The sequence below is a fragment of the Caulobacter sp. GW821-FHT05F04 genome (genome assembly GCF_059419665.1).
In genome coordinates, this window is record NZ_JBWKSF010000001.1 from 205653 (window position 1) to 230776 (window position 25124).

Genomic DNA, 25124 nt, shown 5'->3' on the forward strand with positions numbered 1-25124 from the left:
ACGGAACGGAAGCGCGTGATTTACAGCCCGAACAACGCCCGGGGCATCAGGCCAATCAGCGAGCCGGTCAGGCAGGTGGCCAGGAAGCCGGCCATCATGGCCTTCCAGACCAGGCTCAGCACTTCGGCGCGGCGTTGCGGCACCAGGACCGAGAAGCCGGCCACGTTCATGCCGACCGAGCCGATATTGGCGAAACCGCACAGGGCGTAGGTCATGATCATGCGGGTGCGCTCGTCCAGCGTGGTGACGCCGATCTTGGCCATCTGGATGAAGGCGGTGAACTCGGTGAGGATCAGCTTGACGCCCAGCAGGCCGCCGGCCGTGCCGGCTTCCTTCCAGGGCACGCCCATCGACCAGGCCAGGGGCGAGAAGACCACGCCCAGGCCGCGCGCGATGCTCAGCGGCTGACCGCCGATCGGCGGCATGGCGCCCAGGATCTTGTCGACCATGGTCGCCAGGGCCACGAAGACGATCAGGGTCGCGCCGACGTTCAGCGCGATCTGCAGCCCGTCGGTGGTGCCCTTCATCACCGCGTCGATCGAGGAGCCGTAGGTCTTGTCCTCGACCGAAAGATCCAGGTCGCCGCCCTTCTCCATCGGGTCGGACGGCACGATGATGCGGGCCAGCAGCACGCCGGCCGGGGCCGAGATGATCGAGGCGGTCAGCACGTGGGCGGCGGCGTTGGGCAGCACGCCGGCCAGGATGGTGGCGTAGGCGACCATGGTCGAGCCCGAGACGCAGGCCATGCCGACCGTGATCAGCATGAACAGCTCCGAGCGGCTCAGCTTGTCGAGATAGGCGCGGATAAAGATCGGGCCTTCGATCTGGCCCATGAAGATGGTCGCGGCGGTGGCCAGGGCCGGCGGGCCGCGCAGGCCCAGCGTCTTCTGGAAGAGGAAGCCGAAGCCCTGGGCCAGCCACTTCAGGATCTTCCAGTGCCACAGCAGCGCCGACAGAGCGCAGACCACCAGGATCACCGGCATGACACGAAAGGCGAAGATGAAGCCCGCGCCCGGATTGCTGACCGGATACGGCTGGTCGCCGCCGGCCAGGAAGCCGAACACGAAGGCGGTGCCGGCCTGAGTCGAACTGGCCAGCCCCTCGACGGCCCCGTTGACGCCCTGCAGCAGTTGGCGCGCCTGGGGCAGGCCGAACAGCACCACCACCAAAAGCACCTGCACGACAAGGGCGGCGATCGCCAGAACCCACGGGAATCGCTTGCGATTCTCGGAAACGAGCCAGCAGAGGCCCAAAGTGAGCGCCAGACCCGCCAGGGCCTGAACGTTCTCGGGACGGAACATCAAGACGACAACCTTACAAAGAGGCGACGCCCCCGCGACGCCGATCAAGGGGCGAAGAATGACACCAAGTCAGCCGTCGCACGCAAGCGGCTTGCGTAAGGAATGGTTAAGGAAGGCGTCGATTGCCTAAGTCAGAGACCTCTTACCAGTCATGGTCGTCATCCCGGACGGCCCGTAGGGGCGATCCGGGACCCAGGGGCCGGCGCAGTGCGGTTGCTCCTAGGTCCCGGCTCTCCGCTTCGCTACGGCCGGGATGACAAGCTGGAGTATCAAGCCGTAACGTTCGTCCCGCCGCTCGCCGCCGTGCTGGTCGAGGACGAGGTCGTCATCGCCTTGTCCAGCTGAGCCAGCAGCTTCTGCATCAGGTCGGCGGCGGCCGTGGAGCCCGACATCAGGCTGGCGAGGGTCGAGGACGCATCGGTCCCGGTCGACTTGCCCTGGTCGAGCAAGGCCGCGAACTCGCCGCCGCTCAGCGTCCCGTCGCCGTCCTGGTCGGCGGTCTTGATCAGGTCGGAGGCGGCGCTGGTTCCGCTCGTGCTGTCGCTGCTGTTGGCGGCGGCCAGCTCCTCGGCCGAGACCGTGCCGTCCTTGTTGGTGTCCAGGCTCTCGAACACGCCGCTCGAAGCCGACGCCCCCTCCGCGCCGCCGGAGGGGGGCGGACCGTGGTGATGCCCGTGCGCGCCGCGCGTCGCCTGGGTGGACGACTGGTTCGCGGCGGCCGTCGTGATCGCCGACGAGATCTCGGACGACGACAGTCCGCCGTCGCCATCGGTGTCGAGAGCCGACATGATGTCCGACGCCATCTTGTCCTCGATCCCCTTGCCCTTCGCGCCATCGGGGGCGTTGGCGGCCAGGGCCGAGGAGAGCTCGCTGGCGCTCATCTTGCCGTCGCCGTCGGCGTCGCCGGCCTTAATCAGCGCGCTGGTCAGGTCGTCGACCGACTGGGTCGAGCAGCGACGAAAGCGTCTCACCCTTGAAATGTTGGCCGGGCCCGCCGCCTCCGCGCATCGGCGGCGGGCCCTGCTGGCCTTCCGTCCCCTGCACATTTTGCCCGATGGACTGGAATTCGGTCAGCGAAAGCTGCCCATCGCCGTCGGCGTCCGCGGTCTTGAAGGCCGCCTGCTGCAGTTGGCGAAGCTGGGCCAGACTCGTCGATGAGCCAGCGCTGGTTATGGTCATAGTGCTCACCCTCTGTTGGGAGGTCGCCTGCGTGGGCGAGCCCCTTCCATCGCGCCGAGTGTCGACGCCCGAGGGATCACGCGAGAAACATTCCAGTTTCCAGCATGTTGCGGTTAAGACATGAGGCATTTCGCGGGCAAGGTTGATGCTGCACGGCCGCCGCGAAACACGCCCCTCCAGCTCGCGCGGAGCGCGCGCTACCGGCCAGTTAGTTCGCGGACCAGGGCCGTGCGGTCGTAGACCTCGCGCAGCGCCTCGAGGATGGCCGCCGACGACACCGACACTGTCCGGTTCCGGGTTCCATCGTAGCCATAGGCGCCGCCCAGCGAATGGATGTTGCCGTCGAAGGCCACGCCGACCAGCCGCCCCTTGGCGTCCAGGACCGGCGAGCCGGAATTGCCGCCGATGATGTCGTTGGTGCTGACGAAATCGAACACCGTGTCGGGCTTCAGGTCGTCCTTGGCGCCCAGCCAGCGCGGGGCGGCGGCGAACGGTTCGGCGCCGGTGACGCGGTCGTAGAAGCCGGCGAAGGTGGTGACGGCCGGAACCGCCCGCCCCTGCTCGCGCCAGCCGGCGACCTGGCCGTAGGACAGGCGCAGCGAGAACGTGGCGTCCGGATAGACCGCCTCGCCCAGCACGGCGAACCGGGCCCAGGCGATCTTCTCCGCGGCCTTGTCGACGGGCCCCAAGACCTCGGCCTCGTAGGCGGCGCGGGCCGCGCGCGCCAGCGGATCGACGCGGCGGACGAACTGGATCAGCGGGTCGTCCGAAGCCTCGACCGCGTCCAGTCCGCCCTTCCACAGGGCGTCGCGCACCTCGGGATCGCCGAGCCGGCTTTCGGCCAGGCGTTCGGCGATGGCCTCGGGGCTTTCCTGGCCCAGCAGGGCCCGGACCTGCGGCGCGTCGACGGTCAGGACCTCGCGGGTCTTGAGCAGCCAGTGCTCCAGATAGACCCGCTCCAGCACCGGATCGACCGGCGGCAGGTCGGCCAGCTTGCGCTCGATCATCGGCAGGCGCGTGTCGGCGTATTCCGGCAGCCGCGCGGCGTTGGGCTTGGTCCGCTCCCGCGCCGCCCGGACCAGCAGGCGGGCATAGTAGTAGAGATCCGAACCGCCGCCCGCCCCGCTCTCCAGCATCCGCCAGGCCGGATAGAGCTCGGCCGCCTGGGCTTGAGCGGCGGCGATCTGGTCCCAGGCCGCGCCGGTCTCCGCCGCCAGCTTCGGATCGGCGGCCACCTTGGCGCGCAAGGCGTCCTCGACCGCGCGCTTGGCGGCCATGAAGGCCTTGTCGTTGAGCGCGGCCTGCTTGCCCAGCCCCACCTTATAGCCGTTCTCGACCCAGGCCAGGCCTTGCGTCGCGGCGCGGGCGTGGTCGTCGTCCTGTCGCCGCAGCTGGAGCAGGCGGCCGCGCAGCTCGGCCCGCTGCAGCTGCTGCATCGGCAGGACGAGGTCGCGCTGGGTTTCCAGCTGGGAAACCGTCAGCTGCCGGTCGGTCGCGCCGGGATTGCCGACCACGAAGGTCGGTTCGCCCTCGACCGGGGCGCTGGTCCGCAAGCCGAAAAAGCCCGGCGTCGCGGCCGGCTGGCCGTCGGCATAGAGCCGCACGAACGCCGCATCGAGCGCGTAGCGGGGGAAGTTGTAGTTGTCGGGGTCGCCGCCGAACGCGGCGGAGGCTCTTTCCGGCGCGAAGACCAGCCGCACGTCGTCGTAGCGGCGGTACTTGTAGACCTTGTACTGGCCGCCCCGGAAGAAGCCGATCGCCTGGCAGCGCAGGGTCTGGTCCTGGCCGCAGGCGGCCAGTTCGGCCAGCGCCAGCGCGCCCTCGCGGGCCTGGACGAAGTCGCGGCCGGCCCTACCCTCCGCCGCCGCCCGCACCTGGTCGGTCACGTCGGTGATGGTCAGCAGCACCTCGGCCTGCAGGCCGGCGCACTTGCGCTCCTCGTCGCGGCCATCGGTCAGGAAGCCGTCCTGGGCGTAGTCGCTCCCGCCGTCCGACAGGGCCTGAGCGCAGTCGGCGAGGCAGTGGGCGTTGGTGGCGACCAGGCCCTCGGGGCTGACGATCCCCCCCGAGCAGCCGTTGGTCAGCCGCACCGCCGCGGCCTGGGCGGCGTCCAGCCAGGCCTGGTCCAGGGTGACGCCATAGGCCTGGCGGATCGCCTCGACCGGGACCTTGTCGAAGGTCCACATCCCCTCGTCCGCCCGCGCCGGCGCCGTCGCGGCCAGGGCGAGGGCCACGACGCTGAACTGAGCGGACGCTGTGCGAAGAACCGTCATGGGCCCGTGGATCGTTGCACTCCGTTCGCCGCTTAGCGCCGGCGCCGAGGACTAGCCAGCCTTCTTCCGCGCACCTGTCTAATATTTCATGCCCGCAACGCCGCCTTACCCCGATTTAACTTGGCCGCTCAACGATCGCCGTTCATTGCTGCAACCATCGGTTTGGGGGAGCATGGTTTCGAATGTCGTTGGCCTTGGCCACACTTCTCTATGAGTGGCGTCGTTACATGGCGGCCGTGGTCGCTCTAGCTTTTTCGGGCCTTCTCGTCCTGGCCCAGGTCGGCATGTTCGTCGGCATCGGCAAGGGCTTCACCGCCCAGATCGACCGCGCCCGCGCCGACGTCATGGTGCTGGGCCCTGGCGCCAAGGCGCTGTTCGGCGGCCCCTCGGGCCTGCCGCGCCGCATGATTCCGCTGGTCTACAGCCATCCCGAAGTCACCCAGGTGGCCCCGCTGGACGGCTCCGGCGGCCGCTTCCAGAATATCCTGAGCCCCGAGCAGCAGGCCAAGGAAGAGGCCCGCGCCAAGAAGGCCGGCAAGGGCAAAGGCAAGGGCGCTGGCAGCTCGGCCCGCAAGAGCGAGTTCGTCAACGTCACGGTGATCGACGCGATCCCCGGCTACGTGACCGTGCCCACCGACTACACCCAGTCGATGATCGAGGCCCTGCGCCGCCCCTACGCCGTGGCGGTGGACGAGACGGCCCTCAAGCGCCTGGGCGTCAAGAAGGGCGACAAGGCCCTCTACAACGGCAAGACCATCAACATCGCCGTCGTCACCCGCGGCTATCCCAACATCATCCAGCCGACGCTCGTCATGTCGCGCGACACCCTGCGGATGCTGGGCGAGGCCGACACCGGCCAGCGCGTCGGCCCGCTGATGGTCGAGATCCAGGATCCGTCGCGCGCCGAGATCGTCGCGGCCCAGCTGAACAAGAAGGCCGACGGCAAGTTCCGCGCCTGGACCCGCCAGGAGCTGGCCGACGCCAATTCCGGCGCCATGCTGGACGACCAGATCATCGGCATCATGCTGGGCTTCTCGGCCTTCCTGGGCCTGCTGATCGGCGTGGCCATCACCTGGCAGACCCTGCGCGGCGCGATCATGGCCAACATCAAGGAGTTCGCCTCCCTGCGCGCCCTGGGCGTGTCGATGGGCGACCTGCGCAACATCGTCATGGAGCTCAGCTTCTGGGTCGGCTGCGTCGGCGTGCTGGCCGCGGGCCTGCTGACCTGGCTGGTCTCGCTGCTGGCCGTGGCCGGCGGCGTGCCGATGTATTTCCCGCCGACGCTGGTGATCATCGTCGCCGTGTTCCTGATCATCATCGCCATGCTCTCCGGCTTCCTGTCGCTGGGCATCCTCAAGAACAGCCAGCCGGCGGACCTGCTGCGATGAGCAACGATCACAGCCACAAGCGCGGCCAGAGCGCGCTCACCGCCAAGGGCCTGGTCAAGCGCTTCAAGACCGGCCGGACCTTCATCGAGGTGCTCAAGGGCGTGGACTTCGACGCCAAGCACGGCGACGTGACCATGGTCATGGGCCCCTCCGGCTCGGGCAAGTCGACCCTGGTGGCCGCCCTCTCCGGCCTCTTGATGCCCGACGAGGGCAAGGTCTCGGCGCTGGAGGCCAAGGACCTGTGGGCTCTGCCGAAAGGCAAGATCGACAAGTTCCGCCTCGACCACTGCGGCTTCATCTTCCAGGGCTTCAACCTGTTCCCGGCCCTCACCGCCAAGCAGCAGGTGATGACCGTCCTGAAGTACCAGGACGTCGGTCCGGGCGAGGCCTCGCGCCGCGCCCAGGCGGCGCTGGAGTCGGTGGGCCTGGGCCCCCGCGTCAACCAGCGCCCGTCGGAGCTGTCGGGCGGCGAGAAGCAGCGCGTGGCCATCGCCCGGGCGCTGGCCAAGAACCCGAACCTGATCTTCGCGGACGAACCGACCTCGGCCCTCGACGGCAAGAGCGGCGAGATCGTGATCAAGCTGCTGCGCGCGGCCGCCACCGAGCGCGGCGCGGCGGTGATCTGCGTGACCCACGACCCGCGGCTCGAGGCTTATGCCGACCGCGTCATCCACATCGAAGACGGCCGGATCCTGGACGACGTGCGTAGAACGCCCGACGCCAATCCCGCGTCGCTCAGCCACTGATTTCCTGGGGGAACCTTAGAATGCCCGCGTTTCTGCGCCGACCCGCCTTCTGGATCGCCATCATCGTCGTCGTGCTGCTCGGCGGCGGTTTCTTCTACATGAAGGGCCAGGCGGCCGAGAAGAAGAAGAAGCTCGAAGCCGCCGCCGCCCAGGAGGAGCCCTCCCCCTACGCGGCCATCGCCCAAGGCAAGGCCGACGTCGAGGGCGGCGTGATCCAGGTGGCCGCGCGCCGCCAGGGCATCGTCCGCGACGTCTATGTTCAGGAAGGCGACCAGGTCGTCGCCGGCCAGCCCCTGGCCAAGCAGGAAGACGACGAGCCGCGCCTGGCCGCCCAGACGGCCACGGCCAGCCTGGCCTCGGCCCGCGCCCAGCTGGCGCTCTACCAGGTGCAGCTGCGCACGGCCCAGCGCGAGTACAAGCGCCTGCAAGGCTTGGCCGCCTCGAACTACGTCGCCGCCCAGAAGCTCGACGCCGCCCAGGACGCGATCTCGCAGGCCAACGCCAATATCGGCGCCCAGTCGGCCGCGATCCAGGTCGCCGGCGCCCAACTCAGCCAGTCGAAGTACCAGCAGGAGCTGACGGTGATCCGCGCGCCGGCCGACGGCCGCATCGCCCGCCGCTACGCCAATCCGGGCGCCGGCGCCTCGACCCTGAACGTCACCTCGATGTTCGACCTCGAGCCCAACACCCCGCGTATCGTCCGCGCCGAGATCGTCGAGGCCGACATCCCCAACGTGACCCCCGGTCAGGAAGTCGAGATCCAGCCGGAAGGCGATCCCGACAAGACCTATGTCGGCAAGGTCCTGCGCACCGCCCGCGTGTTCGGCGCCCGCAAGCTGGCCTCGGACGACCCCAGCCAGCGCAGCGACGAACGCGTCGTCGAGGTCGTGGTCAGCGCCGACAGCGCCCCCTTCCTGGTCGGCCAGCGCGTGCTGGTGAAGTTCATGAAGCCCGGCCAGAAGGCTGGCATCAAGCGCGACAAGCCGACCCAGCCGGTGGCCGGCGGGATGACGAAGAAGAAGGCGTAGGACGGAGAACAGGCGAGCGGCCCAAAGAAGGATACCCTCTCCAACAGAGAGGGCTTCCAAAAGGGTCTTTGAGCCATGCTCCGGCGCGCTTCGAGGTCCGGTCACGCTCCCTGTGGGGCGTTCGCCGGCCTAGAAGTAGCCGGCGTTCTCCAGGTCCTCGTCCAGGCTCGGGCCAGTCGGCGTCCAACCCAAGGTCTCACGCGTCCAGGCGGCCGAGGTCGCCGCGTCCATGCCGGCGAACATGGCGAACCAGCCGAAATGATCGCTAGGACGGCTTTCGACGGGAAGGGACAGACCCTTCCCGATCGCGGCGGCGATGTCCTTGAACAGGACGCCCTCCTCGGCGACGGCGTGATAGCGCTCGCCGCCCGCGCCGCGCTCGATGGCCAGGCGGTAGAGGCGGGCGGCGTCCGACCGATGGACGGCCGACCACCGGTTGTCGCCCTCGCCGATATAGGCCGCCACGCCCTTCTCGCGGGCCAGGCCGATCAGCATCGGCACGAAGCCGTGATCACCCGCGCCATGGGTCGTCGGCGCGAGGCGAACGGCCGAGGCGCGAACACCCTTCGCGACCAGATCATCGGCGCCGCTTTCCGACATGCGTGGCGACGGGCCCGACGGCCGGTCCGCCTCGGTCGCGACGCGGCCTTGCGCCAGCATGGCCGTTCCGGAGGTCACCAGGATCGGCTTGGTCGTGCCTTCCAGCGCGCCGCCCAGAACCTCGATGGCGCGGCGGTCCTGCCGAGCGTTCTCGGCGAACTTCGAAAAGTCATGGTTGAAGGCGGTGTGAATGACGCCGTCGCAGGCCGCCGCGCTCCGGGCCAGGACGTCGTGGTCGTCGAGCGTGCCGCGCGCGACCTCCGCCCCGGCCGCTTCCAGTTGGTCCGCGCCGGCGTCGGAGCGCGACAAACCCAGCACCCGATGCCCGTGGGCGATCAACTCCTGGACGACGGCCGAGCCGACGAATCCGGTGGCGCCGGTGACGAAAACACGCATGGGAGAAACCTCGGAGGATTTCACTTCGGCCAGACTGCGCGCTAAGCTCATCCTGTTAAAGTAGTGAGCTTATACAGGTATAAGGCCTAACAGGATGAACGCGCCTCTCCTCGGTGAAAACAAGCTCGGCGCCTATCTGCGTGATCGCCGGGCCCGGCTGGACGCCGCCGCCCTGGGCTTTTCCAGTCCGCGCCGCCGCACGCCGGGCCTGCGCCGCGAGGAGGTCGCCCAGCGCGCCCACATCAGCGCCACCTGGTACACCTGGCTTGAACAGGGTCGAGGCGGGGGTCCGTCGGCCGACGTGCTGGACCGCATCGCCCGCGCCCTGATGTTGACCGAAGTCGAGCGCGAGCACCTGTTCCTGTTGGGTCTGGGTCGACCGCCGGAGGTCCGCTACCGTGAGGCCGAAGGCGTGTCGCCGCGCCTGCAGCGGGTGCTCGACGCGCTGGACCCCAGCCCGGCCATGATCAAGACCCTGACCTGGGATGTCGTCGCCTGGAACCGCGCCGCCACCATGGTGCTGGCCAACTATGGCGATCTGCCCGTCGAGGAGCGCAACATCCTGCGGCGGATCTTCTGCGATCCGCGGGCCCGGGCGATCAACGAGGAATGGGAGCACGTGGCCCGCTTCGTGGTCGCCGCCTTCCGCGCCGATGTCGCGCGCGCCGGTGCGGGGGCCGAGACCTCGGTCAACGCCCTGGTCGATGAGCTCAGCCGGCGCAGTCCCGACTTCGCGGCCATGTGGGCGGAAAACGACGTCCGCTACTACGGCGAAGGGATCAAGCATCTGCGCCATCCGGCCCTGGGCCAGATCGCCTTCGAATACTCCGCCTTCGCGATCGATGGCCGGCCGGACCTGGGGATGATCGTCTACAATCCAGCGACGCCGGAAGAGTTCGAGCGGGTGCGGGCGCTGGTGGAAGCGAGTTGAGCTGAATCCAATCCTCCGGGCGTCGCCCGGGGCGCTCCGCTTCCCTTCCCTGCCTTCAGCGGCCAGCCGCGTGAAGTCGAACGCGCGTGCGCCTCATGCAGGAGGATCGCTCCCCTTGACGCCCCCTCTCCCGCGCCGCACAACACGGCCAAACCAAACATGCGTTTGAGGGAGACTTGGGCATGGCGGACATCCGCTTCGACGGCAAGGTGGCGATCGTGACGGGCGCCGGCGGCGGCCTTGGCCGGCAGCACGCCCTGGAGCTGGCGCGGCGCGGGGCCAAGGTCGTGGTCAACGATCTGGGCGGCAGCGTCGACGGCTCGGGCGGCTCGTCGGAGGCGGCCCAGAAGGTGGTCGCAGAGATCGAGGCGTTCGGCGGCGAGGCCATCGCCCACGGCGCCTCGGTGACCGACGACGCCGGCGTCGCCAACATGGTCCAGACGGCCATGGACAAGTGGGGCCGCATCGACATCCTCGTCGCCAACGCCGGCATCCTGCGCGACAAGACCCTGACCAAGATGGAGCTGGCCGACTTCGAGCTGGTCATGCAGGTGCACGTGTTCGGCACCTTCAAGCCGATCAAGGCGGTCTGGGACATCATGAAGGCCCAGAACTACGGCCGCATCGTCGTGACGACCTCGTCGTCGGGCATGTACGGCAACTTCGGCCAGAGCAACTACGGCGCGGCCAAGATGGCGGTTCTGGGCCTGATGAACACCCTCAAGCTCGAGGGCGCCAAGAACGACGTGAAGGTCAACGCCATCAGCCCGGTCGCGGCCACCCGCATGACCGAGGGCCTGATGCCGCCCGAAGTGCTGGCCAAGCTGGCCCCGGAATATGTCACCCCGGGCGTCGTCTACCTGTGCTCGGAAGAGGCCCCCACCGGCGCGATCCTGACTGCCGGCGCCGGCGCCTTCGCCCTGTCGCGCATCTACGAGACCGAGGGCGTCTATCTGGGCGAGGACGGACTGTCGGCCGAGGAGGTCCGCGACAACTGGGACAAGATCACCGCCGAGGACGGCCAGAAGGCCTACTTCAACGGCGGCGAACAGGGCCAGAAGTTCTTCCGCAAGATGGCTGGCGGCTAAATTGGCATAAGCATTGCCGCTTTCTCGCCAAGTCACGGCGCGGTTTTTGACATAACGACGATTGATACGGGGCCTTCACGGCCCCGTATCTTTATCAAAACTGACAAAATTCATGTTCTGGACAATTTATAGCAACGGTATTTGAACAGATGCGTTAAACGCGGCGCTCCTCGAGCGCCCAACAAGCGTTCGGCGAGCCTCTTCCTCCCCAAGAAGGTCGCACGTCAAAATGTCTCTCTCGCGTACCAGCCTCGCCGCCGGCGTCGCTCTGCTGGCGCTCGCCGCCGCGTCCCAGGCCTCCGCTTCGGCCTTCTACCTCCAGGAACAATCGGTGCGCGGCACCGGCCGCGCCTATTCCGGTGAAGTCGCCGACAAGGGCGTCGGCAGCCTGTGGTGGAACCCGGCCTCGATCGCCGGCATCCAGCGCAACGAAGGCTATATCGGCCTGAACATGATCCAGGTGGACTCCAAGGTCACCAACACCGGTTCGACCATCACCCGTCCGGTTCCGCCGGCCGGCCTGACCACCCCGATCGGCGGCGCCAACACCGCCTATGACCCGATCAACGATGGCATCGTGCCGAACGCGGGCGCCGCGTTCCGCATCAACGACAAGCTGGCGTTCGGCGTCTCGGTCGCCGCGCCCTACAACTTCACCACCGAGTACAACGCCGACAGCTGGACGCGCTACGACGCCCTGAAGTCGCAGCTGCGCACGGTCAATGTCGACGGCGTCGTCGCCTATCGCGTCAACGACATGATCGACCTGGGCGTGGGCGTCACCGCGCTCTACGCCGACGCCAAGCTGACCAACGCCCTGCCGAACATCTCGCCGCTGCAGGCCGATGGCGTGCAGGCGCTGAAGGGCGACGGCTGGGCCTATGGCTACACGGTCGGCGCGCAGATCCACCCGAACAAGGCCCTGACCATCGGCGCCAGCTATCGCTCGAAGATCGACCAGAAGCTGGACGGCACCGTGACCGTCGGCGGCCTGCTGGCCCCGATCCCGGCCGCCAACAACTTCTCGGTCGACGGCCAGGCCAAGATCACCCTGCCCTGGATCGCCAATGTCGGCGCCCGCTGGGCGGTGAACGACCAGTGGACCCTGAACGCCTCGGTCAGCCGCGTCGGCTGGAAAGAGTTCGACGCCATCCGCGTCAGCTTCCCGGGTGGCGGCTCGACTAGCGTCCAGAACTACAAGAACGTCACCACCTACGCCGCCGGCGTCGATTATCAGGCCTCGCCGCGCCTGACCCTGCGGGCCGGCGTCCAGTACGATCCGACCCCGACCCCGGACGTCGGCCGCACCGCCCGCGTGCCGGACGGCGACCGCATGATGTACGCCGCCGGCGCCACCTGGGCCGCGACCGACAACATCAAGCTGGACGCCGCGATCAGCTACATCAGCTTCGATGACAGCAAGATCAACCGCACCGACGTGACCGCGACCAGCTCGACCGTCCGCCTGAACGGCGACGTCACCGGCTCGGCCGTCGTCCTGGCGACCGGCGCCCGCTTCAGCTTCTAAGGCTGACGCAACGTTGAAAGTGGAAAGGCCGCTGGAGCGATCCAGCGGCCTTTTTCATGCTCCCAAGCTTGTCATCCCGGCCGCAGCGCAGCGGAGAGCCGGGACCCAGGGGCCAATGCAGTGCGGTGGCCCCTGGGCCCCGGACAAGCCCTGCGGGCTTTCCGGGATGACAAGAATTAGTGGCTGATCGACTTCCACAGCGTTTCCGCCGCCGCGACGAACACCTCGGCCGCCTGGCCCTTGGGCTCGGAGATCACCGCCGGAACGCCCTCGTCTCCGCCCAGGCGGACGGCGATCTCGATCGGCACGCGGCCCAGCAGGGGCACGCCCAGACGCTCGGCCTCGGCCACGCCGCCGCCCTCGCCGAAGATCGGGATCGGCGCGCCGGTCGAGGGATCGGGGAAGAAGGCCATGTTCTCGATCAGGCCCAGGATCGGGGTGGCGGTCTTCTGGAACATCGAAGCCGCGCGGCGGGCGTCGATCAGGGCGATTTCCTGCGGCGTCGTGACCAGCACCACGCCGTCGATCCGCAGCTTCTGGACCAGGGTCAGCTGGACGTCGCCGGTGCCGGGCGGCAGGTCGACGACCAGCACGTCCAGCGGCTGGGCTTCCGAGCCCCAGGCCACGTCGTGGATCATCTGGCGGACGGCCGAAGAGGCCATGGGCCCGCGCCAGATCATCGCCTTGCCCTCGTCGACGATGAAGCCGATCGACATCAGCTTGACGCCGTGGGCTTCCAGCGGCTGCAGCTTCTCGTTCTCGAACAGCGGATCCCCATCGACGCCCATCATCTTGGGGGCGGAAGGGCCGTAGATGTCGGCGTCCAGCAGCCCCACGCGCAGGCCCATCCTGGCGAAGGCGACGGCCAGATTGGTCGAGACGGTGGACTTGCCCACCCCGCCCTTGCCCGAGGCCACGGCGATCACGTGGCGGACGTGGGCGGGCTTCTCGGCTTCCGGCGGCGGGACCACGCGGGCCTGCGGATCCTCGCTGATCTTGGCGCCCTTGCGCACCCGGGTCGCACCCTCGGCGGCTTGGGCGGTGAGCACGACCTGGGCCGTCTCGACGCCCGGCAGGGCGGCCAGGGCCTTCTCGGCGGCCTCGCGGACCCGGGCGTAGGCGGCGGCCTGGCTGGCCGGGACCTCCAGCATGAAGCCGGCGCGGCCATTGCGGACCACCAGGCCCTGCACCAGGCCGGCGGCGACCAGCCCCTGCCCGCTCGCCGGGTCGGCGATGCGGTCCAGCGCCACGCGAGCGTCGTCGAGGGTAGCGGTCACGGGCGAGGCCTCCGGTTGGGAGAGCCTGATATCCGCGCGACCGCCCGCCTTTACAAGTGCGTAGCGCCGCGTAACGCGTGACGTCGCGCCCGAGCGCTAGGCGGCCATCTCCTCGACCGACGCCTTCAGCAGGTCCAGCACGTGATGCAGGCTGTCGGCGATGTGCACGCACTTGTCGTGCATCTCCTCGTTCGGATCGAGGATATCGGGAACCATGATCGTCATCATGCCGGCCGCGTGGGCGGCGCGCACGCCCGGGTGGCTGTCCTCCAGCGCCAGGCAGTGGGCCGGATCGACGCCGAGGCGCTCGGCGGCCAGCAGATAGGGATCCGGGTTCGGCTTGTGCCGGGTGACGTCCTGGTGGGCGACCACCGCGTTGAAGCGGCGCAGCAGGTCGAAGCGGCCCAGATATTTTTCGACCGCGATCATGCCGTTCGAGGTGGCGATGCCGCGCGGCAGGCCCCGGTCGTCCAGATAGTCGAGGATTTCGATCACCCCGGCCTTCAGCCTGGTTTCGGCCGCCAGCAGGTCCTCGACATCCGCCCAGACCCGCTCGAAATAGGCCTGGACCGGAAACTCATCGCCATAGAGGTCGCGCAGCATGAGGCCGCACTCGGGCGTCGTCTTGCCCACCATCGCCGCGTAGGTCTCGCCGGTGAAGTGGACGCCGAAGACGGATCCGGCCTCGATCATGGCGGCGCGGTAGACGATCTCGGTGTCCAGCAGCAGGCCGTCCATGTCGAAGACGACGGCCTCCACGCGACGGGGAAAGCTCACTGATGGAACTCCTCGGTCCTGTAGCCCTGGAAGTAGAGCAAGGTGGTCAGGTCGGTATGGTCGACCTTGGCGTCCGCCTGGGCCGCCACGATCGGCTTGGCGCGATAGGCCACGCCCAGGCCCGCGGCCTCGATCATCGCCAGGTCGTTGGCGCCGTCGCCCACGGCCAGGGCGTCGGCCGGGGTCAGGCCCAACGCCGCCGTTTCCTCGTTGAGGGCGGCCAGCTTGGCTTCCTTGCCCAGGATCGGATCGCCGACGTGGCCGGTCAGCGCGCCGTTCAGCTCGATCAAGGTGTTGGCGCGGTTCAGGTGGAAGCCCGCGGCCTTCGCCACCCGGCTGGTGAAGAAGGTGAAGCCGCCCGAGACCAGGGCGCAGCGCGCCCCGTGCTTGGCCATGGTGCGGACCAGGATCTCCGCGCCGGGGTTCAGCCGGACCCGCTGGTCGTAGCAGCTCTGCAGCGCCTCGATGCCCAGGCCCTTCAGCATGCCGACCCGCTCGCGCAGGGCGCCTTCGAAGGCCAGTTCGCCGCGCATGGCGCGCTCGGTGATCTCGGAGACCTGCGCCTTGACGCCGGCGAAGTCGGCCAGCTCGTCCAGGCACTCGACGTTGATGATCGTCGAGTCCATGTCGGCGATCAGCAGGCGCTTCCTGCGGTTCGCGGCAGGCTGGACCGCGAGGTCGACCGGCAGGTCCGCCAGGTCGGCCTTGAGCGACGGTAAGTCGCCGATTTCGACGAAGAAGTCGGCGGCCAGCGGCCCCAAGTCCTCGCGACGGCTGGACAGCCTGGCTTCGACGCGCGACACGGCTTGTGCGTATGCGTCGGGGTCGGCCCCCACGACGGTGAGGACGGTCGGAATGGTGGAGAGTTCGGACATCGCGCCCCGCATCTGGCTGATCGCGGGCCCGACCGCAAGCGGCAAGTCGGCCCACGCGCTGCAATTGGCCGAGTGGACGGGCGCGGAGATCGTCAACGCCGACTCCATGCAGATCTATGCCGGCCTGCGCGTCCTGACCGCCGGCCCGTCTCCCGAAGAGCGCGCCAAGGCGCCGCATCACCTGTTCGAAGTGGCCGACGCCGCCGTCGGCTGGTCGGTCGGCCGCTGGCTGGAAGCGGCGACCCAAGCCATCGCCGAGATCGAGGCGCGTGGCAATCCCGTGATCGTGGTCGGCGGCACCGGCCTCTATTTCCGCGCCCTGACCCACGGTCTGGCCGACGTGCCGCCGGTGTCAGAAACCCAGCGCGAAATCTCCGGCCTGCTCTATGCCGCTCGGGGCGAGGAAGCGTTTCGCGAGATTCTGAAACCTCTAGACCCGGAGGCCGAGGCCCGCATCGAGATCGGCGACCGCCAGCGCCTGGTCCGCGCCCACGCCGTGGCCGTGGCCACCGGCAAGTCGCTGACCTCCTGGCAGACCGACACCAAGCCGGCGCTCAAGCCGGGTACATGGGAGGGCCGCGTCCTCGATCCGCCCCGCGCCGAACTCTATGCCCGCTGCGACGCGCGGCTGTCAGTGATGGTCGAGCGAGGCGCCCTGGACGAGGTGCGGGCCATGGAGGCGCGCGGTCTGGATCCCTCCCTCCCCGCCCTCAAGGCCGTCGGCTATCGCGAGTTCGCCGCCCACCTGCGGGGCGAGACCACGCTGGAACAGGCCCTCGACGCCGCCCGCCAGGAAACCCGCCGCTACGCCAAGCGCCAGCTGACCTGGTTCCGCAACCAGACGCCGGACTGGGAGCGCATCGGCGCTCCGTGATGGTCCCTACGAAAGAAGCATGATGTCCGACCTCCACGCCCTCGCCGAACGCGTCGCCGCCAGCCTGATCGCCCGGGGCGAGACGATCGCCATCGCCGAGTCCTCGGCCGGCGGCCTGATCTCGGCGGCCCTGCTGGCCGTGCCGGGGGCGTCGAAGTTCTATGTCGGCGGCGCGGTCGTCTACACGGCCCGCGCGCGCCTGACCCTGATGGACATCCCGCAGAAGGCCATGGACGGCCTGCGGTCCGCCAGCGAGCCCTATGCGGTGATGCTGGCCCGCGTGGCCCGCAAGAACCTGAAGGCGACCTGGGCCCTGTCGGAAACCGGCGCGGCTGGCCCTGACGGCAACCGTTATGGCGACGCGCCCGGCCACTGCTGCATGGCCGTGGTCGGCGAGGAGGTGTCGGTCAGCACGACGCTCGAGACCGGCAGCGACCAGCGCGCCGCCAACATGCAGGCCTTCGCCATCGGCGCGCTTGGCTTCCTGGCCCAGACCCTGGACGCGCTGGAAGCCTAGAACCGTATCCGCGGGAAAGCGTCGACCACGCGCGTCGCCGCGCCGGCTACAAATTCACGCCGTCCGAACGCCGACGCGCGCCCTCGTTCCAGAACCAGGACCGGGCGAGGGAAAACCTGCCCCTCTCAAGTGAAGGTCCGGCAAGGTCGCGCCGCACCAAAGGCACAACCTTGCGGCAAAGAGCGCCTTGACGCTCCAACGGGCGCATGTCATGACCCATTCCGTAGCTTTGGAGCAAGACTCGTGCGCAAAACCATGACCGTACTTATGGAGCGGCCGTTCGCGGGGTGACCTTGAAGTCACGTCGTAGCTCGGTCGCGCGCGCAAAGGTCCTTCGGGACCTTTTTTCTTTTCCGCTTCCCCCCAGTTCAGTTTTCCCGCCCCCTTCCCACTCGGACCTGCCCCATGACCGCCCATCAAACCATCGAGAGCCAAGCTCCCGCCGACACCATCGATCGCGCCATGACCGGCGCCGAGATCGTGGTTCGCGGCCTCGTGGACCAGGGCGTCGAGGTTCTCTTCGGCTATCCGGGCGGCGCGGTCCTGCCGATCTATGACGCGCTGTTCCATGAACCGCGCCTGCAGCACATCCTGGTCCGCCATGAGCAAGGCGCGACCCACGCCGCCGAGGGCTACGCCCGCAGCTCGGGCAAGCCGGGCGTCGTCCTGGTCACCTCGGGCCCGGGCGCGACCAACGCCATCACCGGCATCATGGACGCCCTGATGGACTCGATCCCGATGGTCGTCATCACCGGCCAGGTCCCTACCCACCTGATCGGCACCGACGCCTTCCAGGAAGCCGACACCGTCGGCATGACCCGTTCGTGCACCAAGCACAACTACCTGGTCAAAGACGTCCGCGACCTGCCCAAGATCATCCACGAGGCCTTCAAGATCGCCACCACCGGCCGCCCGGGCCCGGTGCTGATCGACATTCCCAAGGACGTCCAGTTCGCCAAGGGCGAATATTACGGCCCGACCGAGATCGCCTCGACCCACGCCTATGCGCCGAAGATCAAGGGCGACGCCAATCGCATCGCCGACGCCGCCCGGATGATCGCCCAAGCGCGCCGCCCGATCTTCTACACCGGCGGCGGCGTCATCAACGCCGGTCCCAAGGCCAGCCAGGCCCTGCGCGAGTTCGCGGCCCTGACCGGCGCGCCGGTCACCTCGACCCTGATGGGCCTGGGCGCCTTCCCGGCGGCCGATCCGGCCTGGCTGGGCATGCTGGGCATGCACGGCACGTTCGAGGCCAACAACGCCATGCACGACTGCGACGTGATGATCTGCGTCGGCGCCCGCTTCGACGACCGCGTCACCGGCCGGCTGGACGCCTTCTCGCCGGGCAGCAAGAAGATCCACATCGATATCGACGCCTCGTCGATCAACAAGAACGTCCGCGTCGACCTGCCGATCGTCGGCGACGCCGGCAGCGTCCTGGAAGACCTGATCGTCGCCTGGAAGGCCGGCGGCCATAAGGCCAACAAGGCCGCCTTGAGCGATTGGTGGGCCCAGATCGACGTCTGGCGGGCGCGCCAGTGCCTGAACTACCGAGGCTCCGAGACGGCGATCAAGCCGCAGTACGCCATCGAGCGGCTGTATGCGCTGACCAAGGACAAGGACGTCTATATCACCACCGAGGTCGGCCAGCATCAGATGTGGGCCGCCCAGTTCTTCCGCTTCGAGGAGCCCAATCGCTGGATGACCTCCGGGGGCCTGGGCACCATGGGCTACGGCCTGCCCGCCGCCATCGGCGTCCAGTTGGCCCATCCGGGTTCGCTAGTCATCGACATCGCCGGCGAAGCCTCGATCCAGATGTGCATCCAGGAACTGTCGACGGCCATCCAGTTCGACCTGCCGGTCAAGATCTTCATCCTGAACAACGAGCGGATGGGCATGGTGCGCCAATGGCAGCAACTGCTGCACGGCGAGCGCTACAGCCACTCCTATTCCGACAGCCTGCCCGACTTCGTGAAACTGGCCGAGGCCTATGGCGCGGTCGGCATCCGTTGCGACAATCCCGGCGACCTGGACGCCAAGATCCAGGAGATGATCGCCTGCGACCGGCCAGTGATCTTCGAATGCCTGGTCGAGAAGGACGAGAACTGCCTGCCGATGATCCCCTCGGGCAAGGCCCACAACGAGATGATCATGGGCGACATCGAAGACATTGGCAACGTGATCGGCGAGGATGGCGCGGGGTTGGTCTAAGCCCCTCGCCCTTCCCTATTCATTTGGCATAGAAGCGATACATGACCGCCAACGTCCAACCCGCCCCCGCCTCGGCCTACGACCTTAGCCCCAACGAGCAGGTCGAGCAGACCGCGACCTTCGCCCTGCTCGTCGACAACGAGCCCGGCGTCCTGCATCGCGTCGTCGGCCTGTTCGCCGCGCGCGGCTACAACATCGAGAGCCTCACGGTCGCCGAGACCGACCGCAAGGCTCACACCAGCCGGATCACCGTGGTGACCCGCGGCACCCGCCAGGTGCTGGACCAGATCGAGGCCCAGTTGAACAAGGTCGTGAACGTCCGTCGCGTGCATGACGTCACCCGCGACCCGAACGGCGTCGAGCGCGAACTGGCCCTCGTGAAGGTGCGCGGCTCCGGCGCCGATCGCGTCGAGGCCCTGCGCGTCGCCGACATCTTCCGCGCCAAGCCGGTCGACACCACGCTGGAAAGCTTCGTGTTCGAGATCTCGGGCGCGCCGTCCAAGATCGACAAGTTCCTAGACCTGATGCGTCCGCTGGGGCTGGTGGAACTTTCCCGCACGGGCGTCCTTTCCATCGAGCGGGGCGTCGAAGGGATGTAGCGGATGACCGGCCTGACCGGACTGATCGCGGGGCTGGCCCTCGCCATCCAGCAGGCCCCGCCCCCCTCTGATCCATCGACCTGGTGGTCATCGGAGGTTCCACGCCCGACCGCCGAGCAGGAGCCGCTCTACACCCGCCGGCTCGGCAAGTCCGAACAGCCCATTCCCATCGACAACGGCGTCGAGCCCCTGCTCTACCGCCTCTGGGGCCTGCAGCCGCTGCAGAACCAGATCCTGCGCAGGGGTGAGTTGATCCTGGAGGTGTGGGCCCGCCCCGCCCGCGGCGTGCGCCAGACCGTGACCCGCGTCACCCTGCGCCGCGACGGTCGCGCCTTCGTCCAGGCTCGCGCCGGCCTGGGCTGCTGCACGCCCGAGATCGGCCGCCGCGTCGACATCGACGCCGAACTGACCGCCCCCCTGATCGCGCGCTTGAAGGCCCTGCCCGCCGATCCGGCCTGGAGCCAGCCGCGCTCGGTCATCGTCGACTATGGCGGCGGCGCGGTGTCGGCGCTCTGCGTCGACGGCGTGTCGTGGGACGTGACCCTGGTCATCCCCGGTCAGGCCCGCCATCTGCGCCGCGCCTGCGACGACGCGGAGGTCGGCTCGATCGCCGGGATCCTGTCGGCGGCGATCGGCGCGGCCGTTGGACGCGACCCGCGCTTCGACGCCGTCCTGCCCCGAGGCGCCGACTTCTCGCGTCAGCAAAGGGCCTATGACGACCTGCTGGCGTCGGGAGGCCGATTGAAGCCGGACGCATCCGACCGGTCCCAGCCGCCCCCCGTCCCGCTTCCGCCGGACGACGAGCCGCCAGCTGACGTCAGCCGACCTTCAGGATCTTGAAGCGGTAGAGCAGCGCGCCGAGGATCGCGCCGATCGCCGGGGCGACAAAGAACAGCCACAGCTGGGCCAGCGCCTGCCCGCCAGCCAAGACCGCCGGACCGAAACTGCGGGCCGGATTGACCGAGACGCCGGTGACCTGGATGCCGACGATGTGGATCACCGCCAGGGCGATGCCGATCCCCAGGCCGGCGAAACCAGGCGCGGCGTCGGCGCCGGTCGCGCCCAGAATGACGATGACGAAAAGCGCCGTCATCACGACCTCGAAGACAAAGGCCGCGTGCAGCGGATAGGCGCCGAGATAGCCTGGCCCCCAACCGTTCTGGCCCAGATTGGCCGTGCTTCCCGCGATGCTGGCCAGCACCGCCGCGCCGGCCAAAGCCCCCACGAACTGGGCGATCCAGTAGAGGACCATCTCCTTGGCGTTCATTCGACCGGCGACGAACGCCGCGAGACTGACCGCCGGATTGACGTGACATCCTGAGACCGGGCCGATGCCATACGCCAGGGCGATGATGGCGAAACCGAAGGCCAGGGCGATGCCCAGCTGGCCAACGTGATCTCCGCCCAGGACCGCGGCTCCGCAGCCGAATAGAACCAAAGCAAATGTACCAATGAATTCGGCAACAATTTTTGACATTTTGGAACCTCCCGATCGAATTTCATAAAATTCACTGTACGATGTGAATGAATATGCATTCTATCGGCAAGTCTAAGAATATCTATACTGCCCCTAGGCGCCAGCCACCGGCTCCGGCTGTTCCCGCAGGCGCGCCACGTCCCTGAGCGGCGGCGCGCCGAACAGGCGGGCGTACTCGCGGCTGAACTGCGAGGGGCTGTCATAGCCGACAGCGTGGCCGGCCGTGGCCGCGTCCAGGCGCTGGATCAGGATCAGCCGCCGCGCCTCCTGCAGGCGGATCTGCTTCTGATACTGCAGCGGCGACAGCGAGGTCACCGCCTTGAAGTGCTGGTGCAGGGCCGAAGCGCTCATCCGCGCCTCGTCGGCCACGGCGTCGATGCTGAAAGGCTGGTCGAAGTTGCGCTTGATCCAGCCGATGGCGCGGTTGACCTGGCGCAGGCGGCCGTCGCGGCGAGCAATCTGGGCCAGCCGCGGCCCCTGCGGCCCGGTCAGCAGGCGATAGAGCATCTCGCGCTCGATCAGCGGCGCCAGAATCGGCGCGTCCTCGGGGCAATCCATCAGGCCGACCATTCGGCAGGCGGCGTCGAACAACTGCGGCGTCATCGCCCCGGCCGACATGCCGCCGACCAGGGGCGCGGCGGCGTCCAGCCGCGCGGCCAGGCCGCACTCCATGATCATTTCGCTGATCAGGTTGGCGTCGAGCACGACGCGAAAGGCCAGGTAGGGCTTCTCGGGCGAGGCCTCGATCACCTGGCCGGCCACCGGCACGTCGATCGACGACAGGAAGAAGTTCACGTCGTCGTATTCATGGATGGCGTCGCCGACCAGCACCCGCTTGCGGCCTTGGGCCAGTACGCAGAACGACGGATCGTGCACGGCGTGCATGGGCTCGCTCGGCGCATGGACGCGGTAGAGGTTGACCCTGGGGCAACAAGTCTCAACCGGACCTTCGTTCGGCGCGAATCGTTCAATCAGGGCGGCCAGCGCCTCGCGCGTGCTCATGGGATTTCTCTTGTTCTAACGAGGCTATCAATAAGCCTTGCACGATCCTCCGTCACGGGACGCCGTTCGGTTCTGGATTTTCGTGCAATCATGCCGGAGCATCGATCTACCGGCTGGACGGGCCTGTGCGCCATATTGGCCTCGTTCCGCTCCCCAACGCGGCAACCCCCAAAATTCAGGTGCGCCTTGAGACGCTACACGCCCCGACGCGGCGTGGCGGCTCCGCGCTGGTTCGTCGCCGCCCTGCTGGGCGGGACAGCCGCGCTGACCGCCATGACCGCCACCCTTCCCACCGTTTCGGCCGCTCCGGCCCCCTCTTCTTCATGGAGCATCGCCCGATGATGATGTCCGCCATCGTTCCCCACATCCCCGTCGCCGGCGTCTGGTCGTCGCCCGACGGCCACGTCTCGCTGGAGTTGCGCGCCGACGGCCGCTTCATCGAGACCCGCGCCGACTTCCCCGACGTCTTCACCGGCGTCTATGTCCTGGTCGGCGAGCGGCTGAAGCTGTTCGAGGATCGCGGCGCGGTCATCAGCGGCACGCTGATCGATGGTCGCCTGAGCCTGGGAACCGCCTAAGCCTGGGCCCGCCCTTCCCTTGGCGGGTCGAACCCCCTATATTGGAAATGTCCGGTTTCGGCCGGACTATGGGGATAAACGCGCACGTAATAAGCGGACTGGACCCGGGTGCGATTCCCGGCGGCTCCACCAATCTCTCCCAAGTTATCATGGGACTGCATGGGGCCGATCAGCATCGACAGACGTGTAAAGGTGTATGCTTTCTCTCGGCTTGATCCACCGTTTCGGGTCATTTTTCTAAATGCGAACGATAACTTCGCTGAAGAGTTCGCCGTCGCCGCGTAATGCGGTGCAGGTGAATTCGCCTCTTAAGTCCTAGGGGTTCAGATCCCTAGGCGGGGCCCGGAGGGAGCCTGCCAACAGAATCCCTCCACTTTCCACGACATCGCCGAGGCTCCCTCCTCTCTTCCGAGAAGCAATGGGGGAGCCTGCCAACAGAATCCCTCCACTTTCCACGACATCGCCGAGGCTCCCTCCTCTCTTCCAAGAGAAGGAGTGCGGGAGCCTGCCAACAGAATCCCTCCACTTTCCTCACATAGACGAGAACGACATCGTTTGCGCACCGACGGATTCCGTCGCCGCCCGCTTTGCGCGAGGCCTTCGACGCGCTAGGTTCTCGGCTTCGCTCTCAGTTCGAAGTACCGACTCCAGGCATGTCCCAGACCAATCCGCCCGAAGACCTCATGCAGTACGAGGCCATGGCCCAGGACGCCCTGCGCGGCGTGGTCAAGGCGGCCTTGAAGAAGGCGGCCGCGCCCGGTGGCCTGCCCGAGCCGCATCATCTGTACATCACCTTCAAGACCAAGGCGGCCGGCGTCTCGGGCCCGCAGGATCTGCTGGGCAAGTACCCGGACGAGATGACCATCGTCCTGCAGCATCAGTACTGGGACCTCGCCCCGGGCGAGACCTTCTTCTCGGTGACCCTGAAGTTCGGCGGCCAGCCCAAGCGCCTGTCGGTCCCCTATACGGCCCTCACGCGCTTCTATGACCCCTCGGTGCAGTTCGCCCTGCAGTTCTCCGCCCCCGAGGTCATCGAGGACGAGCCAGAGCCCGAACCCCAGGCCGAAGACAAGACCCCCGCCCCGACTGGCGAAGAAGGCCCCAAGATCGTCTCCCTGGACCAGTTCCGGAAGAAATGAGCGCCCGTAAGAAATGAACGATGTGGCCTCCGACGCTCCGCAGACCCTGAGCGACGAGGCGATCCTCGCGCGCTTCCGCGCGTCCAAGAACGCGCCCACCGGATCCCAGACCCTGGGCTTCGAACTGCTGGCCGTGCGCCAGGCCGATCGCGAGGTCGAGGTCGGTTTCACGGCGCGCGCCGAGCTCCTGTGCAATCCAATGGGGCAGATCCAGGGTGGTTTCGTCTGCGCCATGCTGGACGAGTGCATGTCGGTCGCCGGCATGATCACTTCGGGCATGACCCACGTGGTTCCCACCCTGGAGATGAAGACCAGCTTCCTGCGCCCGGCCATGCCCGGGTCGCTGCGCGGCGTCGGCCGCGTGGTCAAATGGGGTCGGACGGTCTGCTTCATGGAGGGCGAGCTCTACGACGCGGAGGGCCGCCCGCTGGCCAAGTCCACGGGCACGGCCATTCCAACGCCCTTCGCCAACTTCAAGAAGAAATAGGGGCGGAGCCATGCGGGGGACGGCGGCGGTCATCGGACTTCTGGCTTTCCTGCTCGCGCCGCTCTCATCCGCATTCGCCGCCGGACCGTTCGCCAACTGGAGCGCGGTCGTGGTGGCCGGCGACTTCCACGCCCACTCCGGCGGCCCAACCGAGGCGTTCGACAACGCCCGCCGCGATGTCTCCAAGGCTTTGGTCGAACTGGGCTTCGACAAGGCCGCGCTCCAGCAGTTCTCGGTGCGTCCCGAGCGCTATCCGGCCGAGGCACCCGGCAAGTCGGAAGCTCGGACCATCTACGACGCCCTCAAGACCCGGGCTTCGACGGCCACGGCGGGCTGCCTGTTCTACATCAGCACGCACGGCAGTCCGGAAGGCGTGATTCTGGGCCGGCAAATGCTGCGCCCCCAACTGCTGGCCGCCCTGCTGAACGACGCCTGTCCCAACCGGCCCAGCGTGGTGGTGATATCCGCCTGTTTTTCGGGCGTCTTCGTTCCGCCATTGCAGAAGACCAACCGCCTGATCCTGACCGCCGCCCGGCCCGATCGCGCCTCGTTCGGCTGCGGCGAGGACGACAAGTATCCCTATTTCGACGACTGCTTCCTGTCGGCCGCGCCCAGCGCCCGCGACTTCGCGTCCCTGGGGGCTGGCGTCCAGGCCTGCGTGGCGCGCCGCGAGAAGGAGGCCGGGGCCGAGCCCGCCTCTGAGCCGCAGGTCTGGATCGGCCCGGCCCTGCGGCCGATGCTGCCGCTCTATGCGTTCAACCGGAGCAAGCCGGCTTCACCCTGACCGGTGATCGGGTTTGACCCCCGCGCCCAGCACGTTACACAAACCCTAGAGCATGATAGCCGAAAGTGG

Annotated in this window: 27 protein-coding genes, 1 other RNA gene and 1 pseudogene; 18 read left to right on the forward strand and 11 right to left on the reverse strand. The window is 68.0% G+C overall.

What is annotated here, in order from left to right:
• Positions 1-20: 20 nt before the first annotated feature.
• From AC07R7_RS01095 to AC07R7_RS01115, 5 genes and pseudogenes are all read right to left on the reverse strand, one after another.
• Positions 21-1301, reverse strand: coding sequence for a NupC/NupG family nucleoside CNT transporter (locus AC07R7_RS01095; protein WP_492834767.1), 1281 nt, complete (start codon positions 1299-1301; stop codon positions 21-23).
• A 142-nt stretch (positions 1302-1443) separates the two neighbouring features.
• Positions 1444-1563, reverse strand: a pseudogene (locus AC07R7_RS01100) (hypothetical protein); the annotation flags it as partial.
• A gap of 7 nt (positions 1564-1570) precedes the next feature.
• A complete protein-coding gene (locus tag AC07R7_RS01105) occupies positions 1571-2272 on the reverse strand; it encodes an EF-hand domain-containing protein (RefSeq protein WP_494633715.1) in 702 nt (233 codons plus the stop codon).
• The gene (locus AC07R7_RS01110) at positions 2211-2480 is read right to left on the reverse strand and encodes an EF-hand domain-containing protein (RefSeq protein ID WP_494633717.1); all 270 of its coding nucleotides are present in this window, start codon (positions 2478-2480) and stop codon (positions 2211-2213) included. The genes AC07R7_RS01105 and AC07R7_RS01110 overlap by 62 nt, the downstream gene beginning before the upstream one ends.
• 197 nt (positions 2481-2677) lie before the next feature.
• The gene (locus tag AC07R7_RS01115) at positions 2678-4753 is read right to left on the reverse strand and encodes a S46 family peptidase (RefSeq protein ID WP_494633719.1); all 2076 of its coding nucleotides are present in this window, start codon (positions 4751-4753) and stop codon (positions 2678-2680) included.
• Between the two features lie 182 nt (positions 4754-4935).
• On the opposite strand from AC07R7_RS01115, the gene AC07R7_RS01120 reads away from it, so the two are divergent.
• Genes AC07R7_RS01120 through AC07R7_RS01130 form a run of 3 tightly spaced genes read left to right on the forward strand, consistent with a single transcriptional unit; the run spans position 4936 to position 7915 of the window.
• Positions 4936-6141: an ABC transporter permease gene (locus AC07R7_RS01120; RefSeq protein WP_494633720.1), complete on the forward strand. Its 1206-nt coding sequence runs from the start codon at positions 4936-4938 to the stop codon at positions 6139-6141.
• The gene (locus tag AC07R7_RS01125) at positions 6138-6887 is read left to right on the forward strand and encodes an ABC transporter ATP-binding protein (RefSeq protein WP_492883577.1); all 750 of its coding nucleotides are present in this window, start codon (positions 6138-6140) and stop codon (positions 6885-6887) included. Before AC07R7_RS01120 ends, AC07R7_RS01125 begins: the two co-directional genes overlap by 4 nt.
• A gap of 20 nt (positions 6888-6907) precedes the next feature.
• The gene (locus AC07R7_RS01130; protein WP_492834776.1) at positions 6908-7915 is read left to right on the forward strand and encodes an HlyD family secretion protein; all 1008 of its coding nucleotides are present in this window, start codon (positions 6908-6910) and stop codon (positions 7913-7915) included.
• A 129-nt stretch (positions 7916-8044) separates the two neighbouring features.
• Here the strand turns inward: AC07R7_RS01130 and AC07R7_RS01135 are convergent, their stop codons facing one another.
• A complete protein-coding gene (locus tag AC07R7_RS01135; protein ID WP_494633722.1) occupies positions 8045-8911 on the reverse strand; it encodes an SDR family oxidoreductase in 867 nt (288 codons plus the stop codon).
• 94 nt (positions 8912-9005) lie between these two features.
• Between AC07R7_RS01135 and AC07R7_RS01140 the strand changes: the two genes are divergently transcribed.
• From AC07R7_RS01140 to AC07R7_RS01155, 4 genes are all read left to right on the forward strand, one after another.
• On the forward strand, positions 9006-9842 hold the full coding sequence (locus AC07R7_RS01140) for a helix-turn-helix transcriptional regulator (protein WP_494633724.1): 837 nt from the start codon (positions 9006-9008) through the stop codon (positions 9840-9842).
• 182 nt (positions 9843-10024) lie between these two features.
• Entirely contained in the window at positions 10025-10930 is a 906-nt protein-coding gene (locus AC07R7_RS01145; RefSeq protein WP_494633725.1) for an SDR family NAD(P)-dependent oxidoreductase, read from the forward strand.
• A gap of 229 nt (positions 10931-11159) precedes the next feature.
• Entirely contained in the window at positions 11160-12458 is a 1299-nt protein-coding gene (locus tag AC07R7_RS01150) for an outer membrane protein transport protein (RefSeq protein WP_492883569.1), read from the forward strand.
• A gap of 39 nt (positions 12459-12497) precedes the next feature.
• Positions 12498-12638, forward strand: coding sequence for a hypothetical protein (locus tag AC07R7_RS01155; protein WP_494634263.1), 141 nt, complete (start codon positions 12498-12500; stop codon positions 12636-12638).
• Here the strand turns inward: AC07R7_RS01155 and AC07R7_RS01160 are convergent.
• The 3 genes from AC07R7_RS01160 to serB form a co-directional block, all read right to left on the reverse strand.
• Positions 12635-13735: an Mrp/NBP35 family ATP-binding protein gene (locus AC07R7_RS01160; RefSeq protein WP_494633727.1), complete on the reverse strand. Its 1101-nt coding sequence runs from the start codon at positions 13733-13735 to the stop codon at positions 12635-12637. The genes AC07R7_RS01155 and AC07R7_RS01160 overlap by 4 nt on opposite strands.
• A 96-nt stretch (positions 13736-13831) precedes the next feature.
• Complete coding sequence (locus AC07R7_RS01165; RefSeq protein WP_494633729.1) at positions 13832-14512, reverse strand: HAD family hydrolase; 681 nt, start codon at positions 14510-14512, stop codon at positions 13832-13834.
• The gene (serB, locus tag AC07R7_RS01170) at positions 14509-15387 is read right to left on the reverse strand and encodes a phosphoserine phosphatase SerB (RefSeq protein ID WP_494633730.1); all 879 of its coding nucleotides are present in this window, start codon (positions 15385-15387) and stop codon (positions 14509-14511) included. The genes AC07R7_RS01165 and serB overlap by 4 nt, the downstream gene beginning before the upstream one ends.
• On the opposite strand from serB, the gene miaA reads away from it, so the two are divergent.
• The 6 genes from miaA to AC07R7_RS01200 all read left to right on the forward strand — a co-directional run bounded on the left by miaA (position 15368) and on the right by AC07R7_RS01200 (position 20428).
• Positions 15368-16261 carry a tRNA (adenosine(37)-N6)-dimethylallyltransferase MiaA gene (gene miaA / locus AC07R7_RS01175; protein ID WP_494633731.1) on the forward strand — a complete coding sequence of 298 codons (894 nt, stop codon included), beginning with the start codon at positions 15368-15370 and terminating at the stop codon, positions 16259-16261. The two genes, serB and miaA, sit on opposite strands and share 20 nt — an antisense overlap.
• 22 nt (positions 16262-16283) lie before the next feature.
• The gene (locus AC07R7_RS01180; protein WP_494634264.1) at positions 16284-16778 is read left to right on the forward strand and encodes a CinA family protein; all 495 of its coding nucleotides are present in this window, start codon (positions 16284-16286) and stop codon (positions 16776-16778) included.
• A 243-nt stretch (positions 16779-17021) separates the two neighbouring features.
• Positions 17022-17069, forward strand: coding sequence for a hypothetical protein (locus AC07R7_RS01185; protein ID WP_175582080.1), 48 nt, complete (start codon positions 17022-17024; stop codon positions 17067-17069).
• 114 nt (positions 17070-17183) lie between these two features.
• Positions 17184-18989 (forward strand): acetolactate synthase 3 large subunit, encoded by a 1806-nt coding sequence (locus AC07R7_RS01190; protein WP_492883560.1) that lies wholly within the window; start codon positions 17184-17186, stop codon positions 18987-18989.
• A 41-nt stretch (positions 18990-19030) separates the two neighbouring features.
• Entirely contained in the window at positions 19031-19588 is a 558-nt protein-coding gene (gene ilvN / locus AC07R7_RS01195) for an acetolactate synthase small subunit (RefSeq protein ID WP_492883558.1), read from the forward strand.
• A gap of 3 nt (positions 19589-19591) precedes the next feature.
• On the forward strand, positions 19592-20428 hold the full coding sequence (locus tag AC07R7_RS01200) for a hypothetical protein (RefSeq protein WP_494633734.1): 837 nt from the start codon (positions 19592-19594) through the stop codon (positions 20426-20428).
• Here AC07R7_RS01200 and AC07R7_RS01205 read toward each other — a convergent pair.
• Both AC07R7_RS01205 and AC07R7_RS01210 read right to left on the reverse strand, forming a co-directional pair.
• Positions 20406-21065: an aquaporin gene (locus tag AC07R7_RS01205; protein WP_494633736.1), complete on the reverse strand. Its 660-nt coding sequence runs from the start codon at positions 21063-21065 to the stop codon at positions 20406-20408. The two genes, AC07R7_RS01200 and AC07R7_RS01205, sit on opposite strands and share 23 nt — an antisense overlap.
• A gap of 93 nt (positions 21066-21158) precedes the next feature.
• Entirely contained in the window at positions 21159-22067 is a 909-nt protein-coding gene (locus AC07R7_RS01210) for an AraC family transcriptional regulator (RefSeq protein ID WP_494633738.1), read from the reverse strand.
• A 338-nt stretch (positions 22068-22405) separates the two neighbouring features.
• On the opposite strand from AC07R7_RS01210, the gene AC07R7_RS01215 reads away from it, so the two are divergent.
• The 5 genes from AC07R7_RS01215 to AC07R7_RS01235 all read left to right on the forward strand — a co-directional run bounded on the left by AC07R7_RS01215 (position 22406) and on the right by AC07R7_RS01235 (position 25055).
• Positions 22406-22645 (forward strand): Atu4866 domain-containing protein, encoded by a 240-nt coding sequence (locus AC07R7_RS01215; RefSeq protein ID WP_492834806.1) that lies wholly within the window; start codon positions 22406-22408, stop codon positions 22643-22645.
• Between the two features lie 10 nt (positions 22646-22655).
• Positions 22656-23020, forward strand: a transfer-messenger RNA (tmRNA) gene (ssrA, locus tag AC07R7_RS01220).
• 278 nt (positions 23021-23298) lie between these two features.
• The gene (locus tag AC07R7_RS01225) at positions 23299-23784 is read left to right on the forward strand and encodes a ClpXP protease specificity-enhancing factor SspB (protein WP_492883550.1); all 486 of its coding nucleotides are present in this window, start codon (positions 23299-23301) and stop codon (positions 23782-23784) included.
• Between the two features lie 13 nt (positions 23785-23797).
• A complete protein-coding gene (locus tag AC07R7_RS01230; protein ID WP_492883548.1) occupies positions 23798-24271 on the forward strand; it encodes a PaaI family thioesterase in 474 nt (157 codons plus the stop codon).
• A gap of 10 nt (positions 24272-24281) precedes the next feature.
• Positions 24282-25055, forward strand: coding sequence for a C13 family peptidase (locus AC07R7_RS01235; RefSeq protein WP_494633741.1), 774 nt, complete (start codon positions 24282-24284; stop codon positions 25053-25055).
• Positions 25056-25124: the final 69 nt, after the last annotated feature.

What these genes read in the sequence shown, in the direction of transcription:
- AC07R7_RS01095 (WP_492834767.1), bottom strand. Translation starts at nt 1,301, where the DNA reads ATGTTCCGTCCCGAGAACGTTCAGGCCCTGGCGGGTCTGGCGCTCACT.
- AC07R7_RS01110 (WP_494633717.1), bottom strand. Translation starts at nt 2,480, where the DNA reads ATGACCATAACCAGCGCTGGCTCATCGACGAGTCTGGCCCAGCTTCGC.
- AC07R7_RS01115 (WP_494633719.1), bottom strand. Translation starts at nt 4,753, where the DNA reads ATGACGGTTCTTCGCACAGCGTCCGCTCAGTTCAGCGTCGTGGCCCTC.
- AC07R7_RS01120 (WP_494633720.1), top strand. Translation starts at nt 4,936, where the DNA reads ATGTCGTTGGCCTTGGCCACACTTCTCTATGAGTGGCGTCGTTACATG.
- AC07R7_RS01125 (WP_492883577.1), top strand. Translation starts at nt 6,138, where the DNA reads ATGAGCAACGATCACAGCCACAAGCGCGGCCAGAGCGCGCTCACCGCC.
- AC07R7_RS01130 (WP_492834776.1), top strand. Translation starts at nt 6,908, where the DNA reads ATGCCCGCGTTTCTGCGCCGACCCGCCTTCTGGATCGCCATCATCGTC.
- AC07R7_RS01135 (WP_494633722.1), bottom strand. Translation starts at nt 8,911, where the DNA reads ATGCGTGTTTTCGTCACCGGCGCCACCGGATTCGTCGGCTCGGCCGTC.
- AC07R7_RS01140 (WP_494633724.1), top strand. Translation starts at nt 9,006, where the DNA reads ATGAACGCGCCTCTCCTCGGTGAAAACAAGCTCGGCGCCTATCTGCGT.
- AC07R7_RS01145 (WP_494633725.1), top strand. Translation starts at nt 10,025, where the DNA reads ATGGCGGACATCCGCTTCGACGGCAAGGTGGCGATCGTGACGGGCGCC.
- AC07R7_RS01150 (WP_492883569.1), top strand. Translation starts at nt 11,160, where the DNA reads ATGTCTCTCTCGCGTACCAGCCTCGCCGCCGGCGTCGCTCTGCTGGCG.
- miaA (WP_494633731.1), top strand. Translation starts at nt 15,368, where the DNA reads ATGGTGGAGAGTTCGGACATCGCGCCCCGCATCTGGCTGATCGCGGGC.
- serB (WP_494633730.1), bottom strand. Translation starts at nt 15,387, where the DNA reads ATGTCCGAACTCTCCACCATTCCGACCGTCCTCACCGTCGTGGGGGCC.
- AC07R7_RS01180 (WP_494634264.1), top strand. Translation starts at nt 16,284, where the DNA reads ATGTCCGACCTCCACGCCCTCGCCGAACGCGTCGCCGCCAGCCTGATC.
- AC07R7_RS01190 (WP_492883560.1), top strand. Translation starts at nt 17,184, where the DNA reads ATGACCGCCCATCAAACCATCGAGAGCCAAGCTCCCGCCGACACCATC.
- ilvN (WP_492883558.1), top strand. Translation starts at nt 19,031, where the DNA reads ATGACCGCCAACGTCCAACCCGCCCCCGCCTCGGCCTACGACCTTAGC.
- AC07R7_RS01200 (WP_494633734.1), top strand. Translation starts at nt 19,592, where the DNA reads ATGACCGGCCTGACCGGACTGATCGCGGGGCTGGCCCTCGCCATCCAG.
- AC07R7_RS01205 (WP_494633736.1), bottom strand. Translation starts at nt 21,065, where the DNA reads ATGTCAAAAATTGTTGCCGAATTCATTGGTACATTTGCTTTGGTTCTA.
- AC07R7_RS01210 (WP_494633738.1), bottom strand. Translation starts at nt 22,067, where the DNA reads ATGAGCACGCGCGAGGCGCTGGCCGCCCTGATTGAACGATTCGCGCCG.
- AC07R7_RS01215 (WP_492834806.1), top strand. Translation starts at nt 22,406, where the DNA reads ATGATGATGTCCGCCATCGTTCCCCACATCCCCGTCGCCGGCGTCTGG.
- AC07R7_RS01225 (WP_492883550.1), top strand. Translation starts at nt 23,299, where the DNA reads ATGTCCCAGACCAATCCGCCCGAAGACCTCATGCAGTACGAGGCCATG.
- AC07R7_RS01230 (WP_492883548.1), top strand. Translation starts at nt 23,798, where the DNA reads ATGAACGATGTGGCCTCCGACGCTCCGCAGACCCTGAGCGACGAGGCG.
- AC07R7_RS01235 (WP_494633741.1), top strand. Translation starts at nt 24,282, where the DNA reads ATGCGGGGGACGGCGGCGGTCATCGGACTTCTGGCTTTCCTGCTCGCG.